This window comes from Gemmobacter sp. (assembly GCF_016792925.1).
Lineage (GTDB): Bacteria > Pseudomonadota > Alphaproteobacteria > Rhodobacterales > Rhodobacteraceae > Gemmobacter.
On record NZ_JAEULU010000263.1, the window covers coordinates 19,060 to 40,376 of the forward strand.

The window sequence follows — 21,317 nt, forward strand, 5'->3', positions numbered from 1 at the left end:
GCTTTTGGTCAGAATAGATCCAGCAGGCGCTTGAGATAGTCGCGTTCGCTGTCGCTGCGGTTCTGTTCGCCCGCGCGGCGGCGGATTTCATTCAGCAGATCCTGTGCGCGGCGCTCCACATCCTGCCCTTGCAACAGGTTGCGATCCGATCCGATGCGGCGGCCATTGTCGCCCGGCTCGCGGCCCAGCGGATCGCGTGCGGTCTCACGCTCGGCCAGCCGTTCGCCGCCTTCGCCTTCGGCCTCCTGCCGGTCCGCCTCGGCCTGAGCTTCGCCCAAGGCCCGCATGCCATCGCGCATCGCATCCATCGCCTCGGCCTGACGATCCAGCGCGCCGGACAGGTCGCCCTCGCGCAGCGCCCGTTCCGCCTCCTGCATGCGGCGCTCGGCCTCATCCAGCGCCTCGCGCCCTTCGCTGCCACGCTCCGTGCCTGCGCCGGGCAGGGGGCCCTGGTTCAGCCCGTCCAGCCGGTCGCGCAGCTGTTGCTGACGGTCCGCAAGGCTTTGCGCGCCCTCCTCCTGCCCGTTTTGCGCCTGCCCGTCCTGTTGCTGACCGCCGCCCTCGCCTTCGTTTGGGGCTTCGGAGGGGGCGCCCTTTTGCAGGTTGCGGAAGGCCTCGTCCGACAGGCCTTGCTGGTCGCGCAGGGTTTCCTGCAAGCCTTTCATGCCGGGCATTTGCGGCCCGCCCGAGCCGCCACCGCCCTCGGTCATTTGCAGGTTTTGCAGCAGCTGTTGCAGCATCGCCATGGCCTGCGCGGCCTCGGCCATCTTGCCTTCTTCCATCAGGCGCTGGATCTCGTCCATCATTTCCTGGATCTGATCGCCCGTGACCTCCATCTGCTCGCCGGCATCGGCCTCGGCCCCGTCGGGGTTGCGCTCCATCTCTTGCGCCAGAAGGCGCATGTAATCGTCGGTCGCGGCGCGCAGCTCGTCCATCAGCGCCTGAATTTCAGCCGGGTCGGCGCCATTGCGGATGGCCTCGTTCAGGCGCTCCTGCGCGCGGTCCAGCCTCTCGCGGGCCGAAGCCAGATCGCCTTCCTCCACCAGCAGCGCGATCTCCCACAGCTCTTTGGCCAGATCATCCCGCGCTTCCGGCGTCAGCGTGCCTTTCGCCTTGTCCAGCCGGGCGATGGCAGTTTTCAGCCGCGCAAAGGTCTTTTCATCGCGCGTGAGATCGTCCGGCAGGTGGGTGATCGCCTTGAAAATCTGCGCCGAGCGTGGGGCATTGGCGCGGTTCCACAGCAGATCGCGCCGCAATTCGATGATGGCCGCCGCCAGCGGATCGAAAAAGCGCTTGCCGGGCAGGATGAGCGAAAGCGGCGCGGCGGCGCCGGTCTGGCCCTGCGCGTCCTTCACCTCCAGCCGCACCTGCACCGGCAGATTGGCATAGGCGTGCTGCGACACATCCTCGATCAGCGCATCCTCGAATTTCGCGCGGTTGCCGCTGATTGGCAGCGGCAGGTCCAGCACCAGCGCCGGGCGGGATTCGGGTTCGATTTCAAGGCCATAGCGGCGGTCCAGCGCGGCCATGTCAAGGGTCACGGTGGCGGTCCCGCCCGCAATGGCAAAATCATCCTCGGCGGCGAAGGGCAGCTTCATCTTGCCGTCCCGCTCGCGCGTGATCTTGCCGTCGCTGGTGATCGTGGGGGCGCGATCCTTCAGCGCCACCACCTGCCATTCGCGCCCGCCGGTGCCGTTGATGGCAAGGGCGCCGTCTTGCAGCACCTCGAAATTCTGCGCCAGATCCGAAGCCGGGGGCGGGGTGGTGGCGGCAGAGACCGTCTCGCTCAGCGTCAGGGCGCCGACCTCGCCATAAAGGCGCACCTGCACCCGGGTGCCGCGCGGCAGTTCCAGCGTGCCGGCGGGCTGGTCGTTCAGATACAGCGCGGGTTTGCCGGTGTGCAGCGGCGGCTGCGCCCAGGCCTCCCAGCTGGGGCCATTCATCATCGCCTCGGCCGGATTGGCGCCAAGGCCTGTGACCGAGGCGACCCGCCAGAGCGAGCCGAACATCAGCGCCATCACAAGCGCGGTCAGCGCCAGAAAGCGCAGGCCAAACGGGTCGCGCGGGGCAAGATCAAGCGCCGGGCGCACGGGGCGCGCCGTGGCCGCGCGGGCCGCCATGCGGGCACGATGCGCCTGCCAGACCGCAAGCGCCGCCGGATCGCTGCCTCCGATCGCCAGATCATCGGACAGCGCGCTGAGCGGTTGCCCGGGCAGCGACGCATCGAGCCGCGCCAAAGCCTCGGCCCGGCGGGGGCGGCGGAACCGGCGAAACCCGAAGACCAGGGCCGCAAGGCTACCCAGGGCAATCGCCACCAGCCCGGCCCATGCGGCCTCCAGCGGCAGCACATCCTGCGCACCAAAGGCCAGGGCAGACAACGCCAGCAGCAGCACAGTCCAGAGCGGCCAGAAGGCGCGCGACAGCCGTTCCGCCCAAAGCCCCGCCCAGGTCAGCCGCAGGGGCCAACGGATGTGCCGCATCACTTCGGGCGCCTCAGGTCGGGTCATTGTCGCTGTTGGGCCTCCGCCCGTTTCTCAGAGCCATTCCGGCAGTTTATCGCGCTTCAGAATCTCGTCATAGCTGGGCCGTTCGCGAATGACGGCGAAGTGATCGTCCTTCACAAGCACCTCCGGCACAAGGGGGCGCGTGTTGTATTCATTGGCCATGACCGCGCCGTAAGCCCCCGCCGAGCGGAAAGCCACCAGATCGCCCTCCGCCAGCAGCGGAAGATCGCGCGCCTTGGCAAAGGTATCGCCGGTTTCGCAGACCGGCCCCACCACGTCGAAAGGCACCGTTGGCGCGCCGGGGGCGGGTTCGGCCACGGCAACGATGTCATGATGGGCACCGTACATCGAAGGTCTTACCAGATCGTTCATCGCCGCATCGAGGATCAGGAAGTCGCGTCCCTCGCCGTTTTTCACATAGATCACGCTGGAGACCAGCACCCCCGAATTGCCGGAGATCAGCCGTCCCGGCTCGATCTCGATCTCGCAGCCCAGATGCCCCAAGGTGCGCTTCACCATGGCGCCGTAATCCAGCGGCAGGGGCGGCGCCTCGTTCGAGCGGGTATAGGGGATGCCCAGACCCCCGCCCAGATCCAGCCGCCGGATGGTATGCCCATCGGCGCGCAGCGCCAGCGTCAGATCGGCAACCTTTTGAAAAGCCTGCTCAAAAGGTTCAAGATCAACCAATTGGCTGCCGATATGCACGTCGATCCCCACCACCTCCAGCCCCGGCAGGCGGGCGGCCTCGGCATAGACCTCGCGGGCGCGGGCGATGGGGATGCCGAACTTGTTTTCCGATTTGCCGGTGGCGATCTTTTCGTGGGTTTTGGCATCCACATCGGGGTTCACGCGCACCGCGATGGGGGCCTTGACCCCCAGCGACACCGCCACTTCGGACAGCGCCCGCATCTCCGGCTCGCTTTCCACGTTGAACTGGCGGATGCCGCCCTCCAGCGCCACGCGCATCTCCTCGCGGGTTTTGCCGACGCCCGAAAACACGATGCGCTCGCCCGGCACCCCCGCCGCCTTGGCGCGCAGATATTCCCCCATGGAGACCACATCCATGCCCGCGCCCAGATCACCCAGCAGTTTCAGAACCGCCACATTGGACAGTGATTTGATGGCGAAACAGACCAGATTGTCCATCGGCGCCAGCGCTTCCTTGAACAGCTGGTAATGCCGGGTCAGCGTGGCGGCGGAATAGCAGTAGAAGGGTGTGCCGACGTTCGCCGCGATGTCGGACAGCGCGACGCCTTCCGCATGAAGATGGCCGTTGCGATAAAGGAAATGGTCCATGCGCGCCTCCTGAAAACCCCGGCTTGCCGCCAGATTTCCCCGCTATAGCAGAACCCGGACGGCCTGCAATCGGGCAGCCATCAGCGCACCGGGGCGCTGCGCAGGAACAGATACAGCGGCAGGCCGCAGCTGACCCCGATGCAGAAGGTGGCCGGGATCGCCAGCAAGGCCAGCCAGTTCTTGCGCACCCAGGTTTCGGCCAGCACCCAAAGCGTCAGTGCAAAGGCCGAGATCACCAGATCCCAGGTGAGGCCGGTGGTCGCGGCATTCACATACCAAGCGTCCACCACCCCCGAAAGCCCGGTGCCGGTGTCGCGCATATGGATGACAAACCAGACCATCGGATGCACCGCACCCCAGACCGCCAGTGCCAGATAGATGCTGCGCAGAACCGACATTCAGAACCCCAACCCCAGATCAATCGGCCCGACCGAGGTGCCGACATGCCCGCCCGTTCCATTGGCCCCGATCCGCACCCCGCCCAGGGTGGTGGCGACCGACGGATGCACTTGCCCCGTCGCATCGACATGAATTCCCATACGTGGGTCGGCCGCGCAGGCCGCAAGGCCCAGCAGGGCGCCAAAGCCCGGCAGGATCAAGGCGGCCCAGGCTCTCACAGCGTGCCCACAACGCCGATCCGGGCATCGCCAGAGATCTTGACGCCGGGTTCAGGCGGCTGCGGCGCGCCATTGGCGCCGCACGCCGCCAGCAAGGCCAGAACCGAAAGAGACAGAAGGATACGCATGAAAGCTCCTGAAAAGGCCGGACATCTTGTGCCCGGTCCAAGGCTGCCTCAGGCCAACGCGGCTTTCCAGCGGGCGATCTGCGCCTGCACCTGCACCGGCGAAGTTCCGCCATAAGACTGCCGGGAGTTTACCGAATTTGCCACCCCCAGCACCGAATATACACTTTGGTTTATGCCCGGATGCACCGCATTCATTTCAGCCATCGTGAGGTCGGGCAGATCGCAGCCCTTTTTCTCGGCCATGGCGACCAGCGTGCCGGTCACGTGATGTGCCTCACGGAAGGGCAGGCCCAGCTCGCGCACCAGCCAATCGGCCAGATCGGTTGCGGTGCTGAAGCCGCTGGCGGCGGCGGCGCGCAGCGTTTCCACCTGCGCCTGCATGTCGCTCACCATGCCGGTCATTGCGGCAAGGCCCAGCATCAGCGTGTCGGCCGCGTCAAAGACCTGTTCCTTATCTTCCTGCATATCCTTGGAATAGGTCAGCGGCAGGCCCTTCATCACGGTGAACAGTGCGACCATCGCGCCCATGATCCGCCCCAGCTTGGCCCGCAGCAGCTCTGCCGCATCGGGGTTTTTCTTCTGCGGCATGATGGAGGAGCCGGTCGTCCATTTGTCGCTCAGGCGCACAAACCGGAACTGGGCCGAGGACCAGATCACCAGTTCCTCGGCAAAGCGCGACAGGTGCATGGCGCAGATGCTGGAGGCCGACAGGAACTCCAGCGCGAAATCGCGGTCGCTGACGGAATCGAGGCTGTTGGCGGTCGGGCGGTCAAAGCCCAGCTCGGCCGCCGTCATGTGCCGGTCGATGGGAAAGCCGGTGCCCGCCAGCGCGGCCGCCCCCAAGGGGCATTCATTCATCCGGCGCCGCGCATCCTCAAAGCGCGAGCGGTCGCGCGCCAGCATCTCCACATAGGCCATCATGTGATGGCCCCAGGTGACGGGCTGAGCGGTTTGCAGATGGGTGAAGCCCGGCATGATCCACTCGGCCCCGGCCTCGGCCTGCGCGACGAAAGCCCGCATCAGCGCCGTGATCCCCTCAATCGCCGCATCACACTGGGCGCGCACCCACAGCCGGAAATCCACCGCGACCTGATCATTGCGCGACCGGCCCGTATGCAGCCGCTTGCCCGCCTCGCCGATGATCTCGGTCAGGCGGCCCTCCACGGCCATGTGGATGTCTTCCTGCTCGACACGGAATGCAAACTTTCCGGCCTCGATCTCTGACAAGACCGTGAGAAGCCCTTCCCGAATGGCCTCGGCATCGCTACTGGTCAGGATGCCCTGTGCCGCCAACATCGCGGCATGGGCGCGAGAGCCGGCAATATCCTGCGCGTAAAGCCGCTGGTCGAAGCCGATGGAGGCGTTGATCGCCTGCATGATGGCATCCGGCCCGCTGGCGAAACGCCCGCCCCACATGCTGTTCGCGGCGGTCTGGGTCTTGTCGTCTGCGCTCATTTTCGGGCCTGTCTTTGCGGAGGGGAAATGCTGCCAATTCGTGCCGCCGTTCTTTATACGGCCTTGCTGTTCGGTGCAAACCCGGCTGCGGCGGATATTGCCGCCGCCGATGCGCTGCGCGCGGGCGACATGCAGAAACTCAGCTTTTCCGAGCCGCAGGCCTTGCCCGAGATCGGGCTGCTGGGGATGGATGAGGCGCCGCGCAGCCTGGCCGAGTTTCGCGGCAAATGGGTGCTGGTGAATTTCTGGGCGACATGGTGCCCGCCCTGCCGGACCGAGATGCCGTCGCTCGGCGCGCTTCAGGCCGCCAAGGGCGGGGCGCAGTTCGAGGTGGTCACCGTGGCGACAGGGCGCAATGCAGTACAGGGCATTACCGATTTCTTCGCCGAAGTGGGCGTGCAGCACCTGACCGCGCTGCGCGATCCGCAAATGGAGCTGGCCCGCAGCATGGGCGTCGCGGGCCTGCCGGTCACTGTCTTGCTGAACCCCGAGGGGCAGGAGGTCGCGCGCCTGATCGGCGATGCCGACTGGAACGCACCCGAAGCCCATGCCGTGATCGACGCCCTGATGCAGTGAGAACTGCGATTTTTCGCAGAAAAATCGTAGCCCTATGCCAAAGCGGCGGTTTTCGCGTGCCAGGGGCAGGTGACCAGATGGTCATTCACCATGCCCGCCGCCTGCATGAAGGCATAGGTGATGGTCGGGCCGCAGAACTTGAATCCCTCGGCTTTCAGGGCCTTTGACATGGCCTGCGATTCGGGGCTGTGGGCGCGGGCCTCCGCCAGCGAGGCCAGCCCGGTCTGCATCGGTTTGCCCCCCACGAACCCCCAGAGAAACGCCGAAAACCCTTCGCGCGCCTCGATCCGCTGATAGGCGCGCGCCGCAGCGATGGCGCCCTCGATCTTGCCGCGATGCCGCACGATGCCCGGGTCCGCCAGCAAGCGGGTGACCTCGGCCTCGCCCCATTGCGCCAGGATCTCCGGGTCGAAGCCCTGAAAGGCCACCCGAAAATTCTTGCGCTTGCGCAGGATGGTGATCCAGCTCAGCCCGGCCTGAAACCCTTCCAGCAGCACCATTTCAAACAGGCGGCGGCTGTCACGCTCCGGCACGCCCCATTCGTCATCGTGATAGGCCACATAGAGCGGGTCCGTGCCACACCAGCCGCAGCGTTCGGTCATGACGGTTTCCTTCATTAAAATTGGAACTAAATGCGAACCTTCACTCTGTCTTTACCTCTGCGCGGCAAAGCTGTCGAGGATTGGAAGTCCGATGGGGGCAGCATGGCAGTCGATCGCAGGGGCAGCTTTGGGGGCGCGGATGCGAATCCTTTGGCGTTCGTGGTGTCCGAACAGGACAAGCAGACGATGCTGATGGTGCAGGATGCCTTGCAAAAGGGCCGCGTCAGGCTGGCTTTCCAGCCGGTCGTGCTGGCGGCAGACCCAAGCCGTACCGCCTTTTGGGAGGCGCTGGTGCGGGTGCTGGATGACAAGGGCCGCGTCATCCCCGCCAAGGATTTCATGGGCGCGGTCGAAACCCAGGAGCTGGGCCGGATGATCGACTGCGCCGCGCTGGAGCTTGGGCTTCAGACGCTGGCGCGGCATACGGATGTGCGGATTTCGGTGAACATGTCGGCGCGCTCCATCGGCTATCCGCGCTGGATGCGCACGCTGAAAAAGGGCCTGCAAGTTTCGCCGACGATAGGCGAGCGGCTTATTCTTGAGATCACCGAAAGCTCGGCCATGCTGGTGCCGGAGATCGTCACCGCCTTCATGGATGATCTGCAACGCGAAGGCATTGCTTTCGCGCTGGACGATTTCGGGGCAGGGTTCACCGCTTTCCGCTATTTCAAGGATTTCTTTTTCGACATCATCAAGATCGACGGCCAGTTCATCCGCAACATCCACCGTGACCCGGACAATCAGGTGCTGACCCGCGCGCTGCTGTCGATTGCGCGCCAGTTCGAGATGTTCGCCGTCGCGGAATCGGTCGAGACGGCCGAAGAGGCGGCATTCCTGCAATCCATCGGGATGGATTGTCTGCAAGGCTATCTGTTCGGCGCCCCCAGCCTGCGCCCGGCCTTCCTGCCGCAAGAGACCAGCAAACGGGCCTGAACGCGGTATCCCGATGCCCGCATGGCGGATATGCGCAAAGCAGGATGGGTGTTTTGCGCAATTATCTTGCGTGGCATCCGGTAACAGCCTACCCATGCTGCAAAGCGGCAGTTGACTGCGCCGCATCGGCCAAGGGAGAGGACCAGCCATGACCAATGTCGTTATCGTATCCGCCGGGCGCACTGCTGTCGGCAGTTTCAACGGCTCCTTCGCCAATATCCCGGCGCATGAACTTGGCGCTGCGGTGATCGAGGCCGTGGTTGCGCGGGCCGGGATCGACAAGGCGGAAATCTCGGAAACCATCCTGGGCCAGGTGCTGACGGCGGGGCAGGGCCAGAATCCGGCCCGTCAGGCGCATATCCTCGCCGGTCTTGCCAAAGAGGCTTCGGCCTGGTCGCTCAACCAGGTCTGTGGTTCGGGCCTGCGCGCGGTTGCGCTTGGTGCGCAGCATGTCCAGCTGGGCGATGCCGAGATCGTCGTCGCCGGCGGGCAGGAAAACATGTCGCTGTCCCCCCATGTCGCACATCTGCGCGCGGGTCAGAAAATGGGCGATATGAAGTTCATCGACTCGATGATCAAGGATGGCCTGTGGGACGCGTTCAACGGTTATCATATGGGGCAGACGGCCGAAAACGTCGCCAATCAATGGCAGATCAGCCGCGATATGCAGGATGAATTCGCCCTGGCCAGCCAGAACAAGGCCGAGGCCGCACAGAAGGCCGGCAAGTTCAAGGACGAGATCATCCCCTTCACCGTGAAGACCCGCAAGGGTGACACCGTGGTCGATGCCGATGAATACATTCGCCATGGCGCGACGCTGGACAGCATGGCCAAGCTGAAACCGGCTTTCGCCAAAGAGGGTTCGGTCACTGCGGGCAACGCCTCCGGCATCAATGACGGCGCGGCGGCTGTCGTGCTGATGACCGAGGCCGAGGCGGCGCGCCGGGGCCTGACCCCGCTGGCACGCATCGCCTCCTATGCCACTGCCGGTCTCGATCCCTCCATCATGGGCGTCGGTCCGATCCATGCCAGCCGCAAGGCGCTGCAAAAAGCTGGCTGGTCGGTGGCCGATCTGGACCTGATCGAAGCGAATGAGGCCTTTGCAGCGCAGGCCTGCGCGGTGAACAAGGATATGGGTTGGGATCCTGCCAAGGTGAACGTGAACGGGGGCGCCATTGCCATTGGTCACCCCATTGGTGCCAGCGGCTGCCGCATCCTGAACACGCTGCTGTTCGAAATGGGCCGGGCCGGCGCCAAGAAAGGTCTCGCCACGCTCTGCATCGGTGGCGGGATGGGCGTCGCCATGTGCCTTGAACGCGCCTGATTCCTGATTTGACGCAAGATTGCTGCAAAAGCAAAATGAGGGGCGCAATATTCTTGCGCCCCATTCTTTTGTTAGATAGCTAGATTTCAACACTGGACTTTCTCGAGGAGGAATCATGTCGAAAGTTGCTTTGGTCACCGGGGGCTCGCGCGGTATTGGCGCGGCGATCTCGATCGCGCTGAAAAATGCGGGCTATTCCGTTGCGGCCAACTATGCCGGGAATGACGATGCCGCTGCCGCCTTCACCAAGGAAACCGGCATCCCGACCTATAAATGGTCCGTCGCGGATTATGACGCCTGCGCCGCCGGGATTGCCAAGGTCGAAGCCGATCTGGGGCCCGTTGCCGTGCTGGTGAACAATGCGGGCATCACCCGCGATGCCATGTTCCACAAGATGACCCCGGCGCAGTGGAAAGAGGTGATCGACACCAACCTGACCGGGCTGTTCAACATGTCGCACCCGCTGTGGTCCGGCATGCGCGACCGCAAATTTGGCCGGATCATCAATATTTCCTCGATCAACGGGCAGAAGGGTCAGGCAGGGCAGGCCAACTATTCCGCCGCGAAATCGGGTGACCTCGGCTTTACCAAGGCGCTGGCCCAGGAAGGCGCACGCGCCGGCATCACCGTGAATGCGATCTGCCCCGGCTATATTGGCACCGAGATGGTGAAGGCAATTGATGAAAAAGTGCTGAACGAGCGCATCATTCCGCAAATTCCGGTGGGTCGCCTGGGCGAACCCGAGGAGATTGCGCGCTGCGTCGTGTTCCTCGCATCCGACGATGCAGGGTTCATCACCGGCTCCACCATCAGCGCCAATGGCGGTCAGTTCTTCGTCTGACCAGGACCACCCCGAATGCGAAGGCCCGCTTTTTGCGGGCCTTTTTGCTTGCGGCGACGGCGCCGCACCGGCAGATTGCCGCGAAACAGGAGGCTTGATGACCCGCGCCCGCGCAACCCTGACCGGTTTCTCCGCCATCCTGCTTTGGGCACTCTTGGCCCTTCTGACCATCGGCTCGGCGCCGGTGCCGCCCTTCCTGCTGAATGCGATCTGCTTTGCCATCGGCGGTGGCATCGGTCTGGTCTGGACCTGGACAACCGGGCAGGGCGCCCTACTGCGCAGGGTGCCACTCAAGGTCTATCTGTTCGGCACTCTTGGGCTTTTTGGCTATCATTTTCTGTATTTTACAGCGTTCCGGTTGGCGCCCTCTGCCGAGACGGGCCTGATTGCCTATCTTTGGCCGCTGTTCATCGTGCTGCTGTCGGGCTTCTTGCCCGGCGAGCGATTGAGCCTGGGGCATATTCTGGGTGCGTTGATCGCTTTTTCCGGCGCCGCATGGAATGTGCTGGCGCGCGAGGGCGGCGAGAGCAACGCTCTTGGCCTGACGCTGGCTTTTGGCTGTGCCGTCACATGGGCGGCCTATTCGGTGGCCTCGCGCTTCATGGGTCAGGTTCCGACCGTGGCGGTGACCGTCTATTGTCTGGCGACGGCAGTCCTGTCGGCCCTGGCGCATGTGGCTCTGGAGCAAACGCTTTGGCCGCAGGACGCGCGGGCCTGGGGGGCGACGCTTGCGCTTGGCCTTGGTCCCGTTGGGCTGGCTTTCTTCACCTGGGATATCGGCATGAAAAAAGGCGACATCCAGCTTTTGGGTGTCGCCTCCTATGCTGCGCCGCTCCTCTCCACGCTGGCGCTGGTGTTGGCGGGGATCGCGCCCCCATCGCTGGTCCTGCTTGTCGCGGCGGTCTTGATCGCCGGAGGGGCTGCGCTGGCCGCCCGGGCCAGCGCGAAACGCGGTCAGGCCTGAGCCCGGATCAGGCGTGCATCAGCCGCTCGATCTCCTCCTTGAGCTTCATCTTCTGTTTTTTCAGCGCGGCGATTTCCAGATCGCTGCTGCCCGGCGCGCGCTGCGCCTTTTCAACCATGTCCGACAGGTGTTCGTGCTTCCTTTTCAGTTCGACGATATGCGAAGCGACAGTCATGCAAACCTCCTGTGATGTGTTCGACAAGGGGGATTGCAGCACGGATTTTGTCGTCTGTCATCAAAATGTCACCGCCGCGTTGCGGCAATTCGATGGCATTCAGCTAAACTGTGCCGAAAACGGGGCGCCATCGCGCAAAATATCGCTCGCCTTTGGCGTGTAGCTTTCGCGATCCCCGTCATGCGCGGGGCCGTGATGGATCACGAAGGGCGCCAGAAGGCGGAATGGGGCCTTGCCAGATTTGCGGGCGCGCAGAATCACCCGCTTGGCCGGGCGTCCGATCCGGGGCGCCAGCGGCAGGACCGAGGCCGAGCCTAGCTTGCCCAAACCGCCCAGCAGCAGGGGCAGCGCGTCGGCGCCGGTGATCATGGTCAGCCAGCCGCCGGGGCGCAGCCGTCGCCCGGCGGCGGCGATCCAGTCGGCCAAAGGCACCGCCTCCACCTGCATCGCCACGGCGCGCGCCGCGACGGGCGAGGGCGTGCCGCCCGCCGGGTAATAGGGCGGATTGCAGATCACATGATCGAAATCGCGCCGCAATGCCACCGGCATGGCGCGCAGGTCGCCTTCGGCAACCTCCATTTCAACCCCGTTGCGCGCCGCATTGCGCCGCGCAAGCTCTGCATAGCCGGGCTGAAGCTCCAGCCCGGCCAGTTTCAAATCCGGCACCCGTGCCGCCAGGCAAAGCGCCGCCGCTCCGGCGCCACAGCCCAGATCCAGCACGCTGTCCCCCGCCGCAGCCGGGCAAGCCGCCGCCAGAAGAACCGGGTCCGTCGCGGCGCGGTAGCCGCGCAGCGGTTGCCACAAGCGCAACCGCCCATTCAGGAATTTGTCATCCGAAAGTTGATCTTCGGTAAACATCAGCCCGGCAATCCCGTTGCAATCTGATTGTCGCGCAGCACGACCCCGGCCAGAAACGCATCCCGATCTGCCACCATGAGCCTTTGCGGCCACAATCCGATCCCGCCTTCGAGGATGCTCATGTGGACGTCCAGCCGAAACACCGTTATACCCTCGCCCTCAAGAAGAGCCGTGGCAAAGGCGAGGACCGTCGGGTCTGTGCTGCGGAGAATCTCTTTCATTCGACTAGAAATGTCGGCATTCCCCGGGGATGTCGAGTGGGTCAAGCGAGGGGCAGATGGGCTTGGACGAGGTGGCGCAAAAACCGCATGAGCGTCTGATGGGCTGGCTCGCTGCCGATATGGAAGCGGTCAATCTGATGATCCGCGACCGCATGGCCTCGGAACATGCGCCGCGCATTCCGCAGGTGACGGCGCATCTGGTCGAGGCCGGGGGCAAGCGTCTGCGCCCGCTGCTGACGCTGGCGGCGGCGCGGCTTTGCGGCTATGCGGGCCCCTATCACATCCATCTTGCGGCCACGGTGGAGTTCATCCACACCGCCACGCTTCTGCATGATGATGTGGTGGATGAAAGCGCGCAGCGCCGGGGGCGCCCCACAGCCAACCTGTTGTGGGACAACAAATCTTCGGTTCTGGTCGGCGATTATCTCTTTGCCCGCAGCTTTCAGCTGATGACCGAAACCGGCTCGATGCGGGTGATGGAGATCCTCTCCAATGCCTCGGCCACCATTGCCGAGGGCGAGGTACTGCAACTGACGGCGGCGCAGGATCTGGCGACCACCGAGGCGATCTATCTGCAAGTGGTGCGCGGCAAGACGGCGGCGCTGTTCTCGGCGGCCACCGAGGTGGGCGGCGTCATTGCGGGCGCCGATCCGGCGCAGGTGCAGGCGCTGTTCACCTATGGCGACGCGCTTGGCATTGCCTTCCAGATTGCCGACGATTTGCTGGATTATGGCGGCACCTCTGCCGCGATCGGTAAAAATGTCGGCGATGATTTCCGCGAGCGCAAGCTGACCCTGCCGGTCATCAAGGCCGTGGCGCGGGCCACCCCGGAGGAGCGCGCCTTCTGGACGCGCACCATCGCCAAGGGCCAGCAGGTCGAGGGCGATCTGGAGCAAGCCATGGCGATCATGGCGCGGCATGGCGCGATGGAGGCCGCGCGGGCCGATGCCAATGCCTGGGCCGCGCGGGCGCGCGAGGCTATCGCCACGCTGCCCGATCACCCGATCCGGGGGATGCTGTCGGATATCGCCGATTACGTGGTTTCGCGGATCAACTGAGCCATATCGGCCCGGCCGGGATAGACCAGCCCGGCCGCCACCCACCACTCAGGATGCGCGGCACGCAACGCCTCGGCGGCGTCTTGCGCCTGATCCTCCTTGGCAAACAGCGCGAAACAGGTCGCGCCAGAGCCGGACATGCGCGCAAACAGCGCCTCGGGCAGTGCCTCCAGCGCGGCAAGCACCGCGCCAATCACCGGCTGTGCGGCCATGGCCGGGGCTTGCAGGTCATTGCGGGTCGAGCGGAGCCAATCGGCCAGGGCGGGCGCACTGTCCCAGTGCGGCAGGGCCTCGGGCAGCGACGGATTATCCTTCTGGATCAAGGCCTTGAACATCGCCGGCGTCGGCACCTCTACCCGTGGGTTGGCCAGGACCACATGCAGCTCGGGCAGGGGGGGCAGCCAATCCAGCTGCTCGCCGATGCCGCGCATCCGCGCCGGGTGCGAGGCGAGGCAGACCGGCACATCCGCCCCCAAGGCCGCGATCTGCTGCGCCACATCGGGTGTCATCGGTGCCAGCCGCCCGGCCATGGCCTGCAAGCGCAGCACAGCGCGGATGGCCGCCGCCGCATCGGCCGAGCCGCCGCCGATGCCACTGGCAGGCGGCAGGCGCTTGGTCAAATGCAGCGCCACGCCTTGATCGGCCACAAGCCGGGCCGCTCGCAGCACCAGATTATCCGCCCCCGCGGGCACCCCGCCAGCGAAGGGGCCATCGAGGGTGAGGCTAAGCTCTGCGCCGGGCGTCGCCCGCAGCCCATCGCCAATTCCGGCAAAAACCACCAGCGAATCCAGCAGATGATAGCCATCGGCCCGCTGCCCGGTCACATGCAGGCACAGATTGATCTTCGCATGCGCGAATTCAGTTATCGTTTGCAGCATTCCGGGTTTCCAGCGGGGCGGCGCCCTCTTCGGCCAAAACCTTGTCCAGCCCGACCTCCAGCTTGCGGCGGATGCGGGCGGCGTCTTTCTCCTCGGGGTCGTAAGACAGGGCGCGGCGCCATTGGAACTGCGCCTCCAGCTTGCGGCCCACGGCCCAGTAGACATCGCCCAGATGATCGGTCACCACCGGGTCCACCGGCTCCATCATCGAGGCCCGCTCCATCGGCTCCACCGCGTCCTGATACCGGCCCATGCGGAAATAGGCCCAGGCCAGGCTGTCGGTGATCGCGCCGCTGTCGGGCTGCACCTCCACCGCGCGTTCGATCAGCTTCAGCGCCTCGTCGAGATTCTTGTTCAGCTCCAGAAAGCTGTAACCGAGATAGTTCAGCACCTGCGCCTGATCGGGGCTCAGCTCCAGCGCCTTGCGCATGTCGGCCTCGGCCTGCGACCAGCGCTTTTGCCTTTCGTGACAGATGCCCCGGCTGAAGAACAGGCGCCAGTCATCGGCCTCGGGCTTGGGGATCAGCGCAATGGCGGCATCATAAGCCTTTGATGCGTCTTCAAATTTCTCCTCGCGGCGCAGCATGTCGCCATAGGTGGCATGCACGCTGCGCAGTTTGGGATAGGCGCGCGCCAGCGATTGCATCACCTCCAGCGCGGCATCGGGCTTGCCTGCGGCCACCAGCGTTTCGGCGCGGCCGATCTCGGCCAGGTAATGCTCGGGCGCGGTGGTGGGCACCTGCGCATAGGTCTCGGCGGCGAGGGTTGGCTGGCCGTCGCCATTCAACAGGGTGGCGGCGGTCAGCAGCGCCTCGGCGTGATCGGGGCGGAGATAGGCGGTGGCGCGGCTGAGCAGCAGCGAATAGCCACTGCCGCCTTCCTCGCCGCGCAGCGCGGTGGCGAGGGTATAGAACACCTCGGCCATGCCCTGTTCCGGCGTCTGCACGAGGGTCCAGGGCAGCGTTTCGCCATTGGACAGCCGCTCGCGCAGGCCCACGGCGGTCGGGTCCTGGCCCGGCACAAAGGCTTCGTCCAGCAGGGCGATGGCCTCGTCATTGCGCTCCAGCTGGCTGAGGATTTCGACATGGGCCAGAACCGAGCGGCGCAGCGCCCGGGCCTCAAGCCCGGCATCCGAGGCCAGAACCCGGTCGGCGCCCTCAAAATCGCCGACGCTGGCAAGGGCAAGCGCCTGGTGATAGGCGCCGAACAGGCCCTGTTCCGGGTTTTTCGCAATCTTTTCAAAGGCGGCGATGGCGTCGGTCATTTCGCCGGTGCCTGCGGTGGCCCAGGCTGCGGTCAGCACGTCGAACAGCGCGCCCCCCGTGCGGCCTGCGGCTTGCAGTTTCTGAAGCGCCGCGTAATCGCCGCGTTTGGTTGCCTCGGTCACCAGGGCGAGGGTGCCCACTTGCCCCTTGTCGCCCTTCTCTGCCAGCTTGCGCGCATAGGTGGCGGCGGCGGTGAAATCGCCCATCCCCATCGCGCTGATCGTGGCGCCTTCCAGCATCGCCACATTGCCGGGATCGGCCTTGAGCGCCTGGGCAAACCAATAGGTTGCTGCCGGATAATCGCCCTGCGAAGCCGCGCTGCGCGCCGCGAGATAGGCACCGGCATTCATCGGCGCGCTGGCGGTTTCGGCGCCCGCCGTCAGCGGGGCAAGGGCAAGTATGAGGCCAAGGGCAAGGGCAGGGCGGCTGCGGGGCATCGGTTCCTCCGGGACTGGTCTTGCACCCTAAGGCCGCCCCCGGCGCAACGCAATGCGGGGCGCCCCTTCGGACGCCCCGCTTCGGCGCGATGTCGCGCAGAATTTATCACATGTTCGGGTAGTTGGGCCCGTCGCCACCCTGCGGCGTGGTCCAGACGATGTTCTGGCTGGGGTCCTTGATGTCGCAGGTTTTGCAATGCACGCAGTTCTGGAAGTTGATGCGGAAACTGGCATCTTTGCCTTCGCCCAGCACCTCATAGACCCCGGCCGGGCAATAGCGCTGCGCCGGTTCGTCATATTCCGGCAGGTTCACCAGGATCGGGATCGACGGATCTTTCAGCTTCAGATGCGCGGGCTGCGCCTCGTCATGGTTGGTAAAGCTGAAGGCCACATTGGTCAGCCGGTCGAAAGACAGTTTTCCATCGGGCTTCGGATAGTCGATCTTCTTGAAATCCTTGGCCTTGCCGGTGGCCTGCGCGTCATTCTTGCCGTGTTTCAGGGTGCCAAACAGCGTCAGGCCGATGGTGTTCAGCCACATATCGGCGCCGCCGCCCATCAGCGAGGCGACAAGGCCGAATTTCGACCACAGCGGTTTCACGTTGCGGACCTTCTTGAGGTCTTTGCCAATGGCGCCACCGCGCACATCGGCCTCATAGGTGGCAAGCTCGTCGCCCTCGCGGCCTGCCTGGATCGCGTCGAACGCCGCCTCGGCCGCCGCCTTGCCCGAGAGCATGGCGTTGTGATTGCCCTTGATGCGGGGCACGTTCACCATGCCGACCGAACAGCCCAGCAGCGCCACGCCCGGCGCGACCATCTTGGGCATGGACTGCCAGCCGCCCTCGCTGATCGCCCTTGCGCCATAGGCCACGCGTTTGCCGCCTGCCAGAAGCTCTGCCACCATGGGGTGATGCTTGAAGCGCTGGAACTCCATATAGGGATAAAGATGCGGGTTTTCGTAGTTCAGGTGAACCACGAAGCCAACATAGACCTGATTCCCTTCCAGGTGGTAAATGAACGAGCCACCGCCGGCATTGCTGCCCAAAGGCCAGCCCATCGTGTGCGTGACCGTGCCAAGCCGATGCTTGGCCGGGTCGATCTCCCAGATTTCCTTCATGCCGATGCCGAATTTCTGCGGGCATTTCCCGGCGGAAAGATCATATTTCGCAATGACTTCTTTCGACAGGCTGCCGCGCACGCCCTCGGCGAGGAAGACATATTTGCCGCGCAGCTCCATCCCCGGCTCATAATTCGGGCCGGGCTGACCATCCTCGCCCAGACCGAATTCGCCCGCCACGACGCCGACCACCCGGTCGCCCTCATACACCAGTTGCGAGCAGGACATGCCGGGGAAGATCTCGACGCCCAGGCCCTCGGCCACGCCCGCCATCCAGCGGCAGACATTCGCCATCGAGACGATGTAATTGCCATGGTTGTTCATCAGGGGCGGCATCGGGAAATTGGGAATGCGCATCTGGCCTGCGGGCCCGAGGACATAGAAATTGTCCTCTTTCACCTCAGTCTTGATCGGCGCATCCATGCCGCGCCAGTCGGGCAGCAGCGCGTCAAGGCCAGACGTGTCCAGCACCGCGCCCGACAGGATATGCGCGCCGACCTCGGAGCCTTTTTCCAGCAGCACCACGTTCAGATCGGGGTCAAGCTGTTTCAGCCGGATCGCCGCCGAAAGACCGGCAGGACCGCCGCCCACGATGACGACGTCATATTCCATGCTTTCGCGTTCGATCCCGCTCATCCCGTTCCCCTCTCTGGCTGCGCGCGCCGCACTGCTTGATGCCGCGTTTCTGTGCCGCAACGGAAGCCGAACGTCAATCGTGACGCAAGATCAAAGCGCCATATCAGGGCCTTGGTGAAATATTCTTGCCCGACCCGTGACGCTTTGAAGCCGCAACATGCCGGTTTCCGCCCGCACAAGCCCGGCGCCCTCTTGCATTTGCCCTGCCTCTCGGGCCAAGTGCGGGAAAGAGTCACGAAAGTCATGGCCTCACCGGGCCGTGGCTTTGCTTTTTTCGTGAGAGAGTGATGGAAAAGATCCCGATGACCCGCGCCGGCAATCAGATGCTGGACGAAGAGCTGAAGCGCCTGAAATCGGTGGAGCGCCCCGCCATCATCCAGGCCATTGCCGAGGCGCGCGAGCTGGGCGACCTGTCGGAGAATGCCGAATATCATTCGGCCCGCGAAAAGCAGAGTTTCATCGAGGGCCGCATCAAGGAGCTGGAGGGCATCCTCTCGCTGGCCGAGGTGATCGACACCGCCAAACTGTCGGGTGCGATCAAGTTCGGCGCCACCGTCACGCTGGTGGACGAGGACACTGACGAGGAAAAGACCTATCAGATCGTCGGCGAGGTCGAGGCCGATCTGGAGCGCGGTCTGCTCAACATCCGCTCGCCGCTGGCGCGCGCCCTGATCGGCAAGGATGAGGGCGACTCGGTCGAGGTGAACACGCCCGGAGGCCAGCGCAGCTATGAAGTGCTGAGCATCCGCTATTCCTGACCCGAGAGAGGTGGCGCCATGGCCGAATCTCAGCCCGGAAAGATCGTGACCCCGCAGGCCAACCCGCCGGTCGAGGCGGAGGCCGCGCGCGGCATGTCGCGCACCGAGATGGTGGCTTCTGTCCTCAGCGTGATCTGGCTGGTGGCCGTGGCCGCCTATATCCTGGTCGCGCCCGAGGGCGTGGGCACGCTTGGCCTGGTGATGACCCTGATGATGGTGTTTTTGCCCATCGCGGTGATCTGGGTGGCGGTGACCACGCTGCGGTCGGTGCAAGAGCTGCGGGCCGAAGCCTCGCGCCTGCAATCCACCGTGGAGAGCATGCGTGCGACCTGGGTCCAGGCGCAGGTGCAGCCCTCGGTCGAGAAAAAGCTGGATGAGATCGAGCGCGCCACCCGTTCGACCGAGACCGCGCTGGCCACCTTCACCTCGCGCCGCGATGTGACGCTGACGCAGGCCTCGGCGGATCGCAAGGCCGCGCTGGTGATGCAGGGGCGCGAGGGCGGCGACGATCAGCCCGCGCTGGCGCTTGGCACCCCGGCCGAGGATCTGCGCCCGCCGCTGTCGGTGGCCGATTTCATCCGCGCGCTGCAATTCCCCGAAAGCCCCGAGGACAAGGAGGGCTTTCGCGCCCTGCGCATGGCGCTGGAGGATCGCAAGGTCGCCAAGCTGATCCGCGCGGCGCAGGATGTGCTGACCCTGCTGGCGCAGGAGGGCATCTATATGGATGACCTCAAGCCCGAACGCGCCCGCCCCGAAGTCTGGCGCGCCTTTGCCGAAGGTGCGCGCGGGGGGGCGGTTTCGGGGCTGGGCGGCATCCGGGATCGCTCGTCGCTGGCGCTGACCGCCGGGCGCATGCGCGAGGACCCGGTGTTCCGCGATGCGGCCCATCATTTCCTGCGCACCTTCGACAAGACCTTTGCCGAGTTTGAAAAGAATGCCAGCGATGCCGAGCTGATCGCGCTGGCCGACAGCCGCACCGCGCGGGCCTTCATGCTGTTTGGCCGGGTGGCGGGCGTTTTCGACTGATCAGACGGGCGAAACCTTCAGCCAGACCCCGCCTTCCGGGCGCAGGGTCAGGATCATCACCGGGCGCGGGTTGCGGCCCGGGATGGAATCGAAGCGAAAGCGCGCCAGCAGGCTGGCCAGGATGATGACCGCCTCCTGCACCGCAAAATTCGCGCCGATGCAGATGCGCGGCCCGTCCCCGAAGGGCAGCCATGTAAAGCGCTCGGGGCGCGCGCCCAGAAAACGCTCCGGGCGGAAACTGTCGGGCGCCTCCCATAGCGCGTGATGGCGATGCAGCGCATAGATCGGCAGGATCACGGTATCGCCGGGGCGGACCTCGTGCCCGCACAGCCTGTCAGGAGCCTGCGCGGTGCGCGACAGGAAGGCGGCCGGGGGATAAAGCCGCAAGGTTTCCTCGATCAGGGCGCGGGTATAGGGCAGGGCGGGCACATCCGCCGCCGTCGCCGCGCGCCCTTGCAGCACGGCCTGCGCCTCGGCCCTTGCGCGGGCCTGTGCCTCGGGGTCAAAGCCGCACAGATACAGCGCCCATGCCAGCGTCAGCGCCGTGGTTTCATGCCCCGCCACGATGAAGGTCAGCAGATTGTCGCGCAGCTCTGCCGTGGACATCTGGCGCCCGGTCTCCGGGTCGGCCCCGGCCATCAAGAGGTCGAGCAGGTCCGGCACTGCGCGCGCGCCCGCAGCGCGCCGGGCCTGGATCGCGGCATCGGCCATCCGCTTCATCTGGGTGATCCGGGTCGCCCCCATGATCCGGCCCGGGCGCGGCACCCAGCGGGGCAGGCCCAGCACATCCAGAAGCGAAATTCTCGCGCTGCCCGCAATATACTCCTCGATGGCCTGATGCACCGCCGCGCGGTCAAAGGCCGGTCCGTCCCCGCCCAGTGTGACATCCGAGATCACCTCGAATGTTGCGGCCACCATGGCCTCGAACAGGTCGACCGGGCCAGAGGCCGCCGCCAGCCGCCCTGCCGCGCGCTCGGCCGCCGCCGTCATCACTGGCCCCAGCGCCGCCACATGGCGATGCGAAAAGACCGGCGCCGCCGCCCGCCGCTGCCACATCCAATGCGCCCCCTCGGCCACGAACAGGCTGTCGCCGATGGCGGGCTCAAGGATCAGCTTGGTGACCAGCGATTTCGGGTAATCCTGCACACGGTCCCGCAAGATCTGGCGGATCGCCTCCGGCTCTACCACCATATGCCAGCGCCGCCCGGTGCGCCCGGACAGGATCGGCAGGCGCGTCGCCGCCTCGGGAATCAGCTCCAGCACATTGCGCCGCCCGGCCAGCAGCGTGCCCAGCACCCCCAGCGGCTCGCGGTGCAGCGGCACCCGCACGGGAAGGCGGGTCGCCTCTGCTCTCTCCTTGACGGTATCGGCCATGATATCCCTCCTTCCCCAAGGTAGTGCGGTGCGCCCGATTGCCAAGTGGGGTTGATTTTCCCCGGTTTCATGGCTAAGTCGCGCCCGGTGCAGATCACGGGCGCGACATGGCGCCCCCCAATCCACGAGGGCCGTTATGGCAAAGGCAAAGTTTGAACGGAACAAACCGCACGTCAACATCGGCACGATCGGCCACGTTGACCATGGTAAAACCACGCTGACCGCGGCGATCACCAAGTATTTTGGTGAATTCCGCGCCTATGACCAGATCGACGGC

The 21,317-nt window shown here is 65.2% G+C and carries 23 protein-coding genes; 9 read left to right on the forward strand and 14 right to left on the reverse strand.

The window, feature by feature from the left end; all coding sequences use genetic code 11:
• Positions 1–8: 8 nt before the first annotated feature.
• The 6 genes from JNN06_RS12410 to argH all read right to left on the reverse strand — a co-directional run bounded on the left by JNN06_RS12410 (position 9) and on the right by argH (position 6,000).
• Positions 9–2,507, reverse strand: coding sequence for a DUF4175 family protein (locus JNN06_RS12410; protein ID WP_291239904.1), 2,499 nt, complete (start codon positions 2,505–2,507; stop codon positions 9–11).
• 27 nt (positions 2,508–2,534) lie between these two features.
• Complete coding sequence (gene lysA, locus JNN06_RS12415; RefSeq protein WP_291239905.1) at positions 2,535–3,800, reverse strand: diaminopimelate decarboxylase; 1,266 nt, start codon at positions 3,798–3,800, stop codon at positions 2,535–2,537.
• Positions 3,801–3,880: 80 nt separating this feature from the next.
• The gene (locus JNN06_RS12420; protein ID WP_291239906.1) at positions 3,881–4,198 is read right to left on the reverse strand and encodes a DUF2834 domain-containing protein; all 318 of its coding nucleotides are present in this window, start codon (positions 4,196–4,198) and stop codon (positions 3,881–3,883) included.
• The gene (locus JNN06_RS12425) at positions 4,199–4,417 is read right to left on the reverse strand and encodes a hypothetical protein (RefSeq protein WP_291239907.1); all 219 of its coding nucleotides are present in this window, start codon (positions 4,415–4,417) and stop codon (positions 4,199–4,201) included.
• On the reverse strand, positions 4,414–4,545 hold the full coding sequence (locus JNN06_RS12430) for a hypothetical protein (protein WP_291239908.1): 132 nt from the start codon (positions 4,543–4,545) through the stop codon (positions 4,414–4,416). The genes JNN06_RS12425 and JNN06_RS12430 overlap by 4 nt, the downstream gene beginning before the upstream one ends.
• A gap of 48 nt (positions 4,546–4,593) precedes the next feature.
• On the reverse strand, positions 4,594–6,000 hold the full coding sequence (gene argH / locus JNN06_RS12435) for an argininosuccinate lyase (protein WP_291239909.1): 1,407 nt from the start codon (positions 5,998–6,000) through the stop codon (positions 4,594–4,596).
• 27 nt (positions 6,001–6,027) lie between these two features.
• On the opposite strand from argH, the gene JNN06_RS12440 reads away from it, so the two are divergent.
• Positions 6,028–6,576 (forward strand): TlpA disulfide reductase family protein, encoded by a 549-nt coding sequence (locus JNN06_RS12440; protein WP_291239910.1) that lies wholly within the window; start codon positions 6,028–6,030, stop codon positions 6,574–6,576.
• A gap of 32 nt (positions 6,577–6,608) precedes the next feature.
• On the opposite strand, the gene JNN06_RS12445 is transcribed toward JNN06_RS12440, so the two are convergent.
• Positions 6,609–7,178 carry a DNA-3-methyladenine glycosylase I gene (locus JNN06_RS12445; protein ID WP_291239911.1) on the reverse strand — a complete coding sequence of 190 codons (570 nt, stop codon included), beginning with the start codon at positions 7,176–7,178 and terminating at the stop codon, positions 6,609–6,611.
• A 102-nt stretch (positions 7,179–7,280) separates the two neighbouring features.
• Between JNN06_RS12445 and JNN06_RS12450 the strand changes: the two genes are divergently transcribed.
• From JNN06_RS12450 to JNN06_RS12465, 4 genes are all read left to right on the forward strand, one after another.
• Entirely contained in the window at positions 7,281–8,111 is an 831-nt protein-coding gene (locus JNN06_RS12450) for an EAL domain-containing protein (RefSeq protein WP_291239912.1), read from the forward strand.
• A gap of 148 nt (positions 8,112–8,259) precedes the next feature.
• Positions 8,260–9,435 carry an acetyl-CoA C-acetyltransferase gene (locus tag JNN06_RS12455; RefSeq protein ID WP_291239913.1) on the forward strand — a complete coding sequence of 392 codons (1,176 nt, stop codon included), beginning with the start codon at positions 8,260–8,262 and terminating at the stop codon, positions 9,433–9,435.
• A gap of 115 nt (positions 9,436–9,550) precedes the next feature.
• Positions 9,551–10,276 carry an acetoacetyl-CoA reductase gene (gene phbB / locus JNN06_RS12460; protein WP_291239914.1) on the forward strand — a complete coding sequence of 242 codons (726 nt, stop codon included), beginning with the start codon at positions 9,551–9,553 and terminating at the stop codon, positions 10,274–10,276.
• 97 nt (positions 10,277–10,373) lie between these two features.
• A complete protein-coding gene (locus JNN06_RS12465) occupies positions 10,374–11,240 on the forward strand; it encodes an EamA family transporter (RefSeq protein ID WP_291239915.1) in 867 nt (288 codons plus the stop codon).
• 7 nt (positions 11,241–11,247) lie between these two features.
• Here JNN06_RS12465 and JNN06_RS12470 read toward each other — a convergent pair whose 3' ends face one another.
• From JNN06_RS12470 to JNN06_RS12480, 3 genes are all read right to left on the reverse strand, one after another.
• Entirely contained in the window at positions 11,248–11,415 is a 168-nt protein-coding gene (locus JNN06_RS12470) for a DUF465 domain-containing protein (RefSeq protein ID WP_291239916.1), read from the reverse strand.
• Between the two features lie 99 nt (positions 11,416–11,514).
• Positions 11,515–12,273, reverse strand: coding sequence for a methyltransferase (locus tag JNN06_RS12475; protein WP_291239917.1), 759 nt, complete (start codon positions 12,271–12,273; stop codon positions 11,515–11,517).
• Positions 12,273–12,494: a DUF2007 domain-containing protein gene (locus JNN06_RS12480; RefSeq protein ID WP_291239918.1), complete on the reverse strand. Its 222-nt coding sequence runs from the start codon at positions 12,492–12,494 to the stop codon at positions 12,273–12,275. The genes JNN06_RS12475 and JNN06_RS12480 overlap by 1 nt, the downstream gene beginning before the upstream one ends.
• Positions 12,495–12,550: 56 nt before the next feature.
• Between JNN06_RS12480 and JNN06_RS12485 the strand changes: the two genes are divergently transcribed.
• Complete coding sequence (locus JNN06_RS12485; RefSeq protein ID WP_291239919.1) at positions 12,551–13,552, forward strand: polyprenyl synthetase family protein; 1,002 nt, start codon at positions 12,551–12,553, stop codon at positions 13,550–13,552.
• Here JNN06_RS12485 and JNN06_RS12490 read toward each other — a convergent pair.
• The 3 genes from JNN06_RS12490 to JNN06_RS12500 form a co-directional block, all read right to left on the reverse strand.
• Entirely contained in the window at positions 13,528–14,418 is an 891-nt protein-coding gene (locus tag JNN06_RS12490; protein WP_291239928.1) for a 4-(cytidine 5'-diphospho)-2-C-methyl-D-erythritol kinase, read from the reverse strand. The two genes, JNN06_RS12485 and JNN06_RS12490, sit on opposite strands and share 25 nt — an antisense overlap.
• Positions 14,411–16,132, reverse strand: a complete 1,722-nt coding sequence (locus JNN06_RS12495) for a tetratricopeptide repeat protein (RefSeq protein ID WP_291239920.1) — start codon at positions 16,130–16,132, stop codon at positions 14,411–14,413. The genes JNN06_RS12490 and JNN06_RS12495 overlap by 8 nt, the downstream gene beginning before the upstream one ends.
• A gap of 106 nt (positions 16,133–16,238) precedes the next feature.
• Complete coding sequence (locus tag JNN06_RS12500) at positions 16,239–17,882, reverse strand: electron transfer flavoprotein-ubiquinone oxidoreductase (protein ID WP_291239921.1); 1,644 nt, start codon at positions 17,880–17,882, stop codon at positions 16,239–16,241.
• A gap of 287 nt (positions 17,883–18,169) precedes the next feature.
• On the opposite strand from JNN06_RS12500, the gene greA reads away from it, so the two are divergent.
• Complete coding sequence (gene greA / locus JNN06_RS12505; protein ID WP_291239922.1) at positions 18,170–18,640, forward strand: transcription elongation factor GreA; 471 nt, start codon at positions 18,170–18,172, stop codon at positions 18,638–18,640.
• A gap of 18 nt (positions 18,641–18,658) precedes the next feature.
• Complete coding sequence (locus JNN06_RS12510) at positions 18,659–19,666, forward strand: hypothetical protein (protein WP_291239923.1); 1,008 nt, start codon at positions 18,659–18,661, stop codon at positions 19,664–19,666.
• Here JNN06_RS12510 and JNN06_RS12515 read toward each other — a convergent pair whose 3' ends face one another.
• Positions 19,667–21,040, reverse strand: coding sequence for a cytochrome P450 (locus JNN06_RS12515; protein WP_291239924.1), 1,374 nt, complete (start codon positions 21,038–21,040; stop codon positions 19,667–19,669).
• Positions 21,041–21,176: 136 nt separating this feature from the next.
• Here JNN06_RS12515 and JNN06_RS12520 point away from each other — a divergent pair.
• Positions 21,177–21,317: GTP-binding protein (locus tag JNN06_RS12520; RefSeq protein ID WP_277822126.1), on the forward strand; the 141-nt coding region annotated here is incomplete at its 3' end.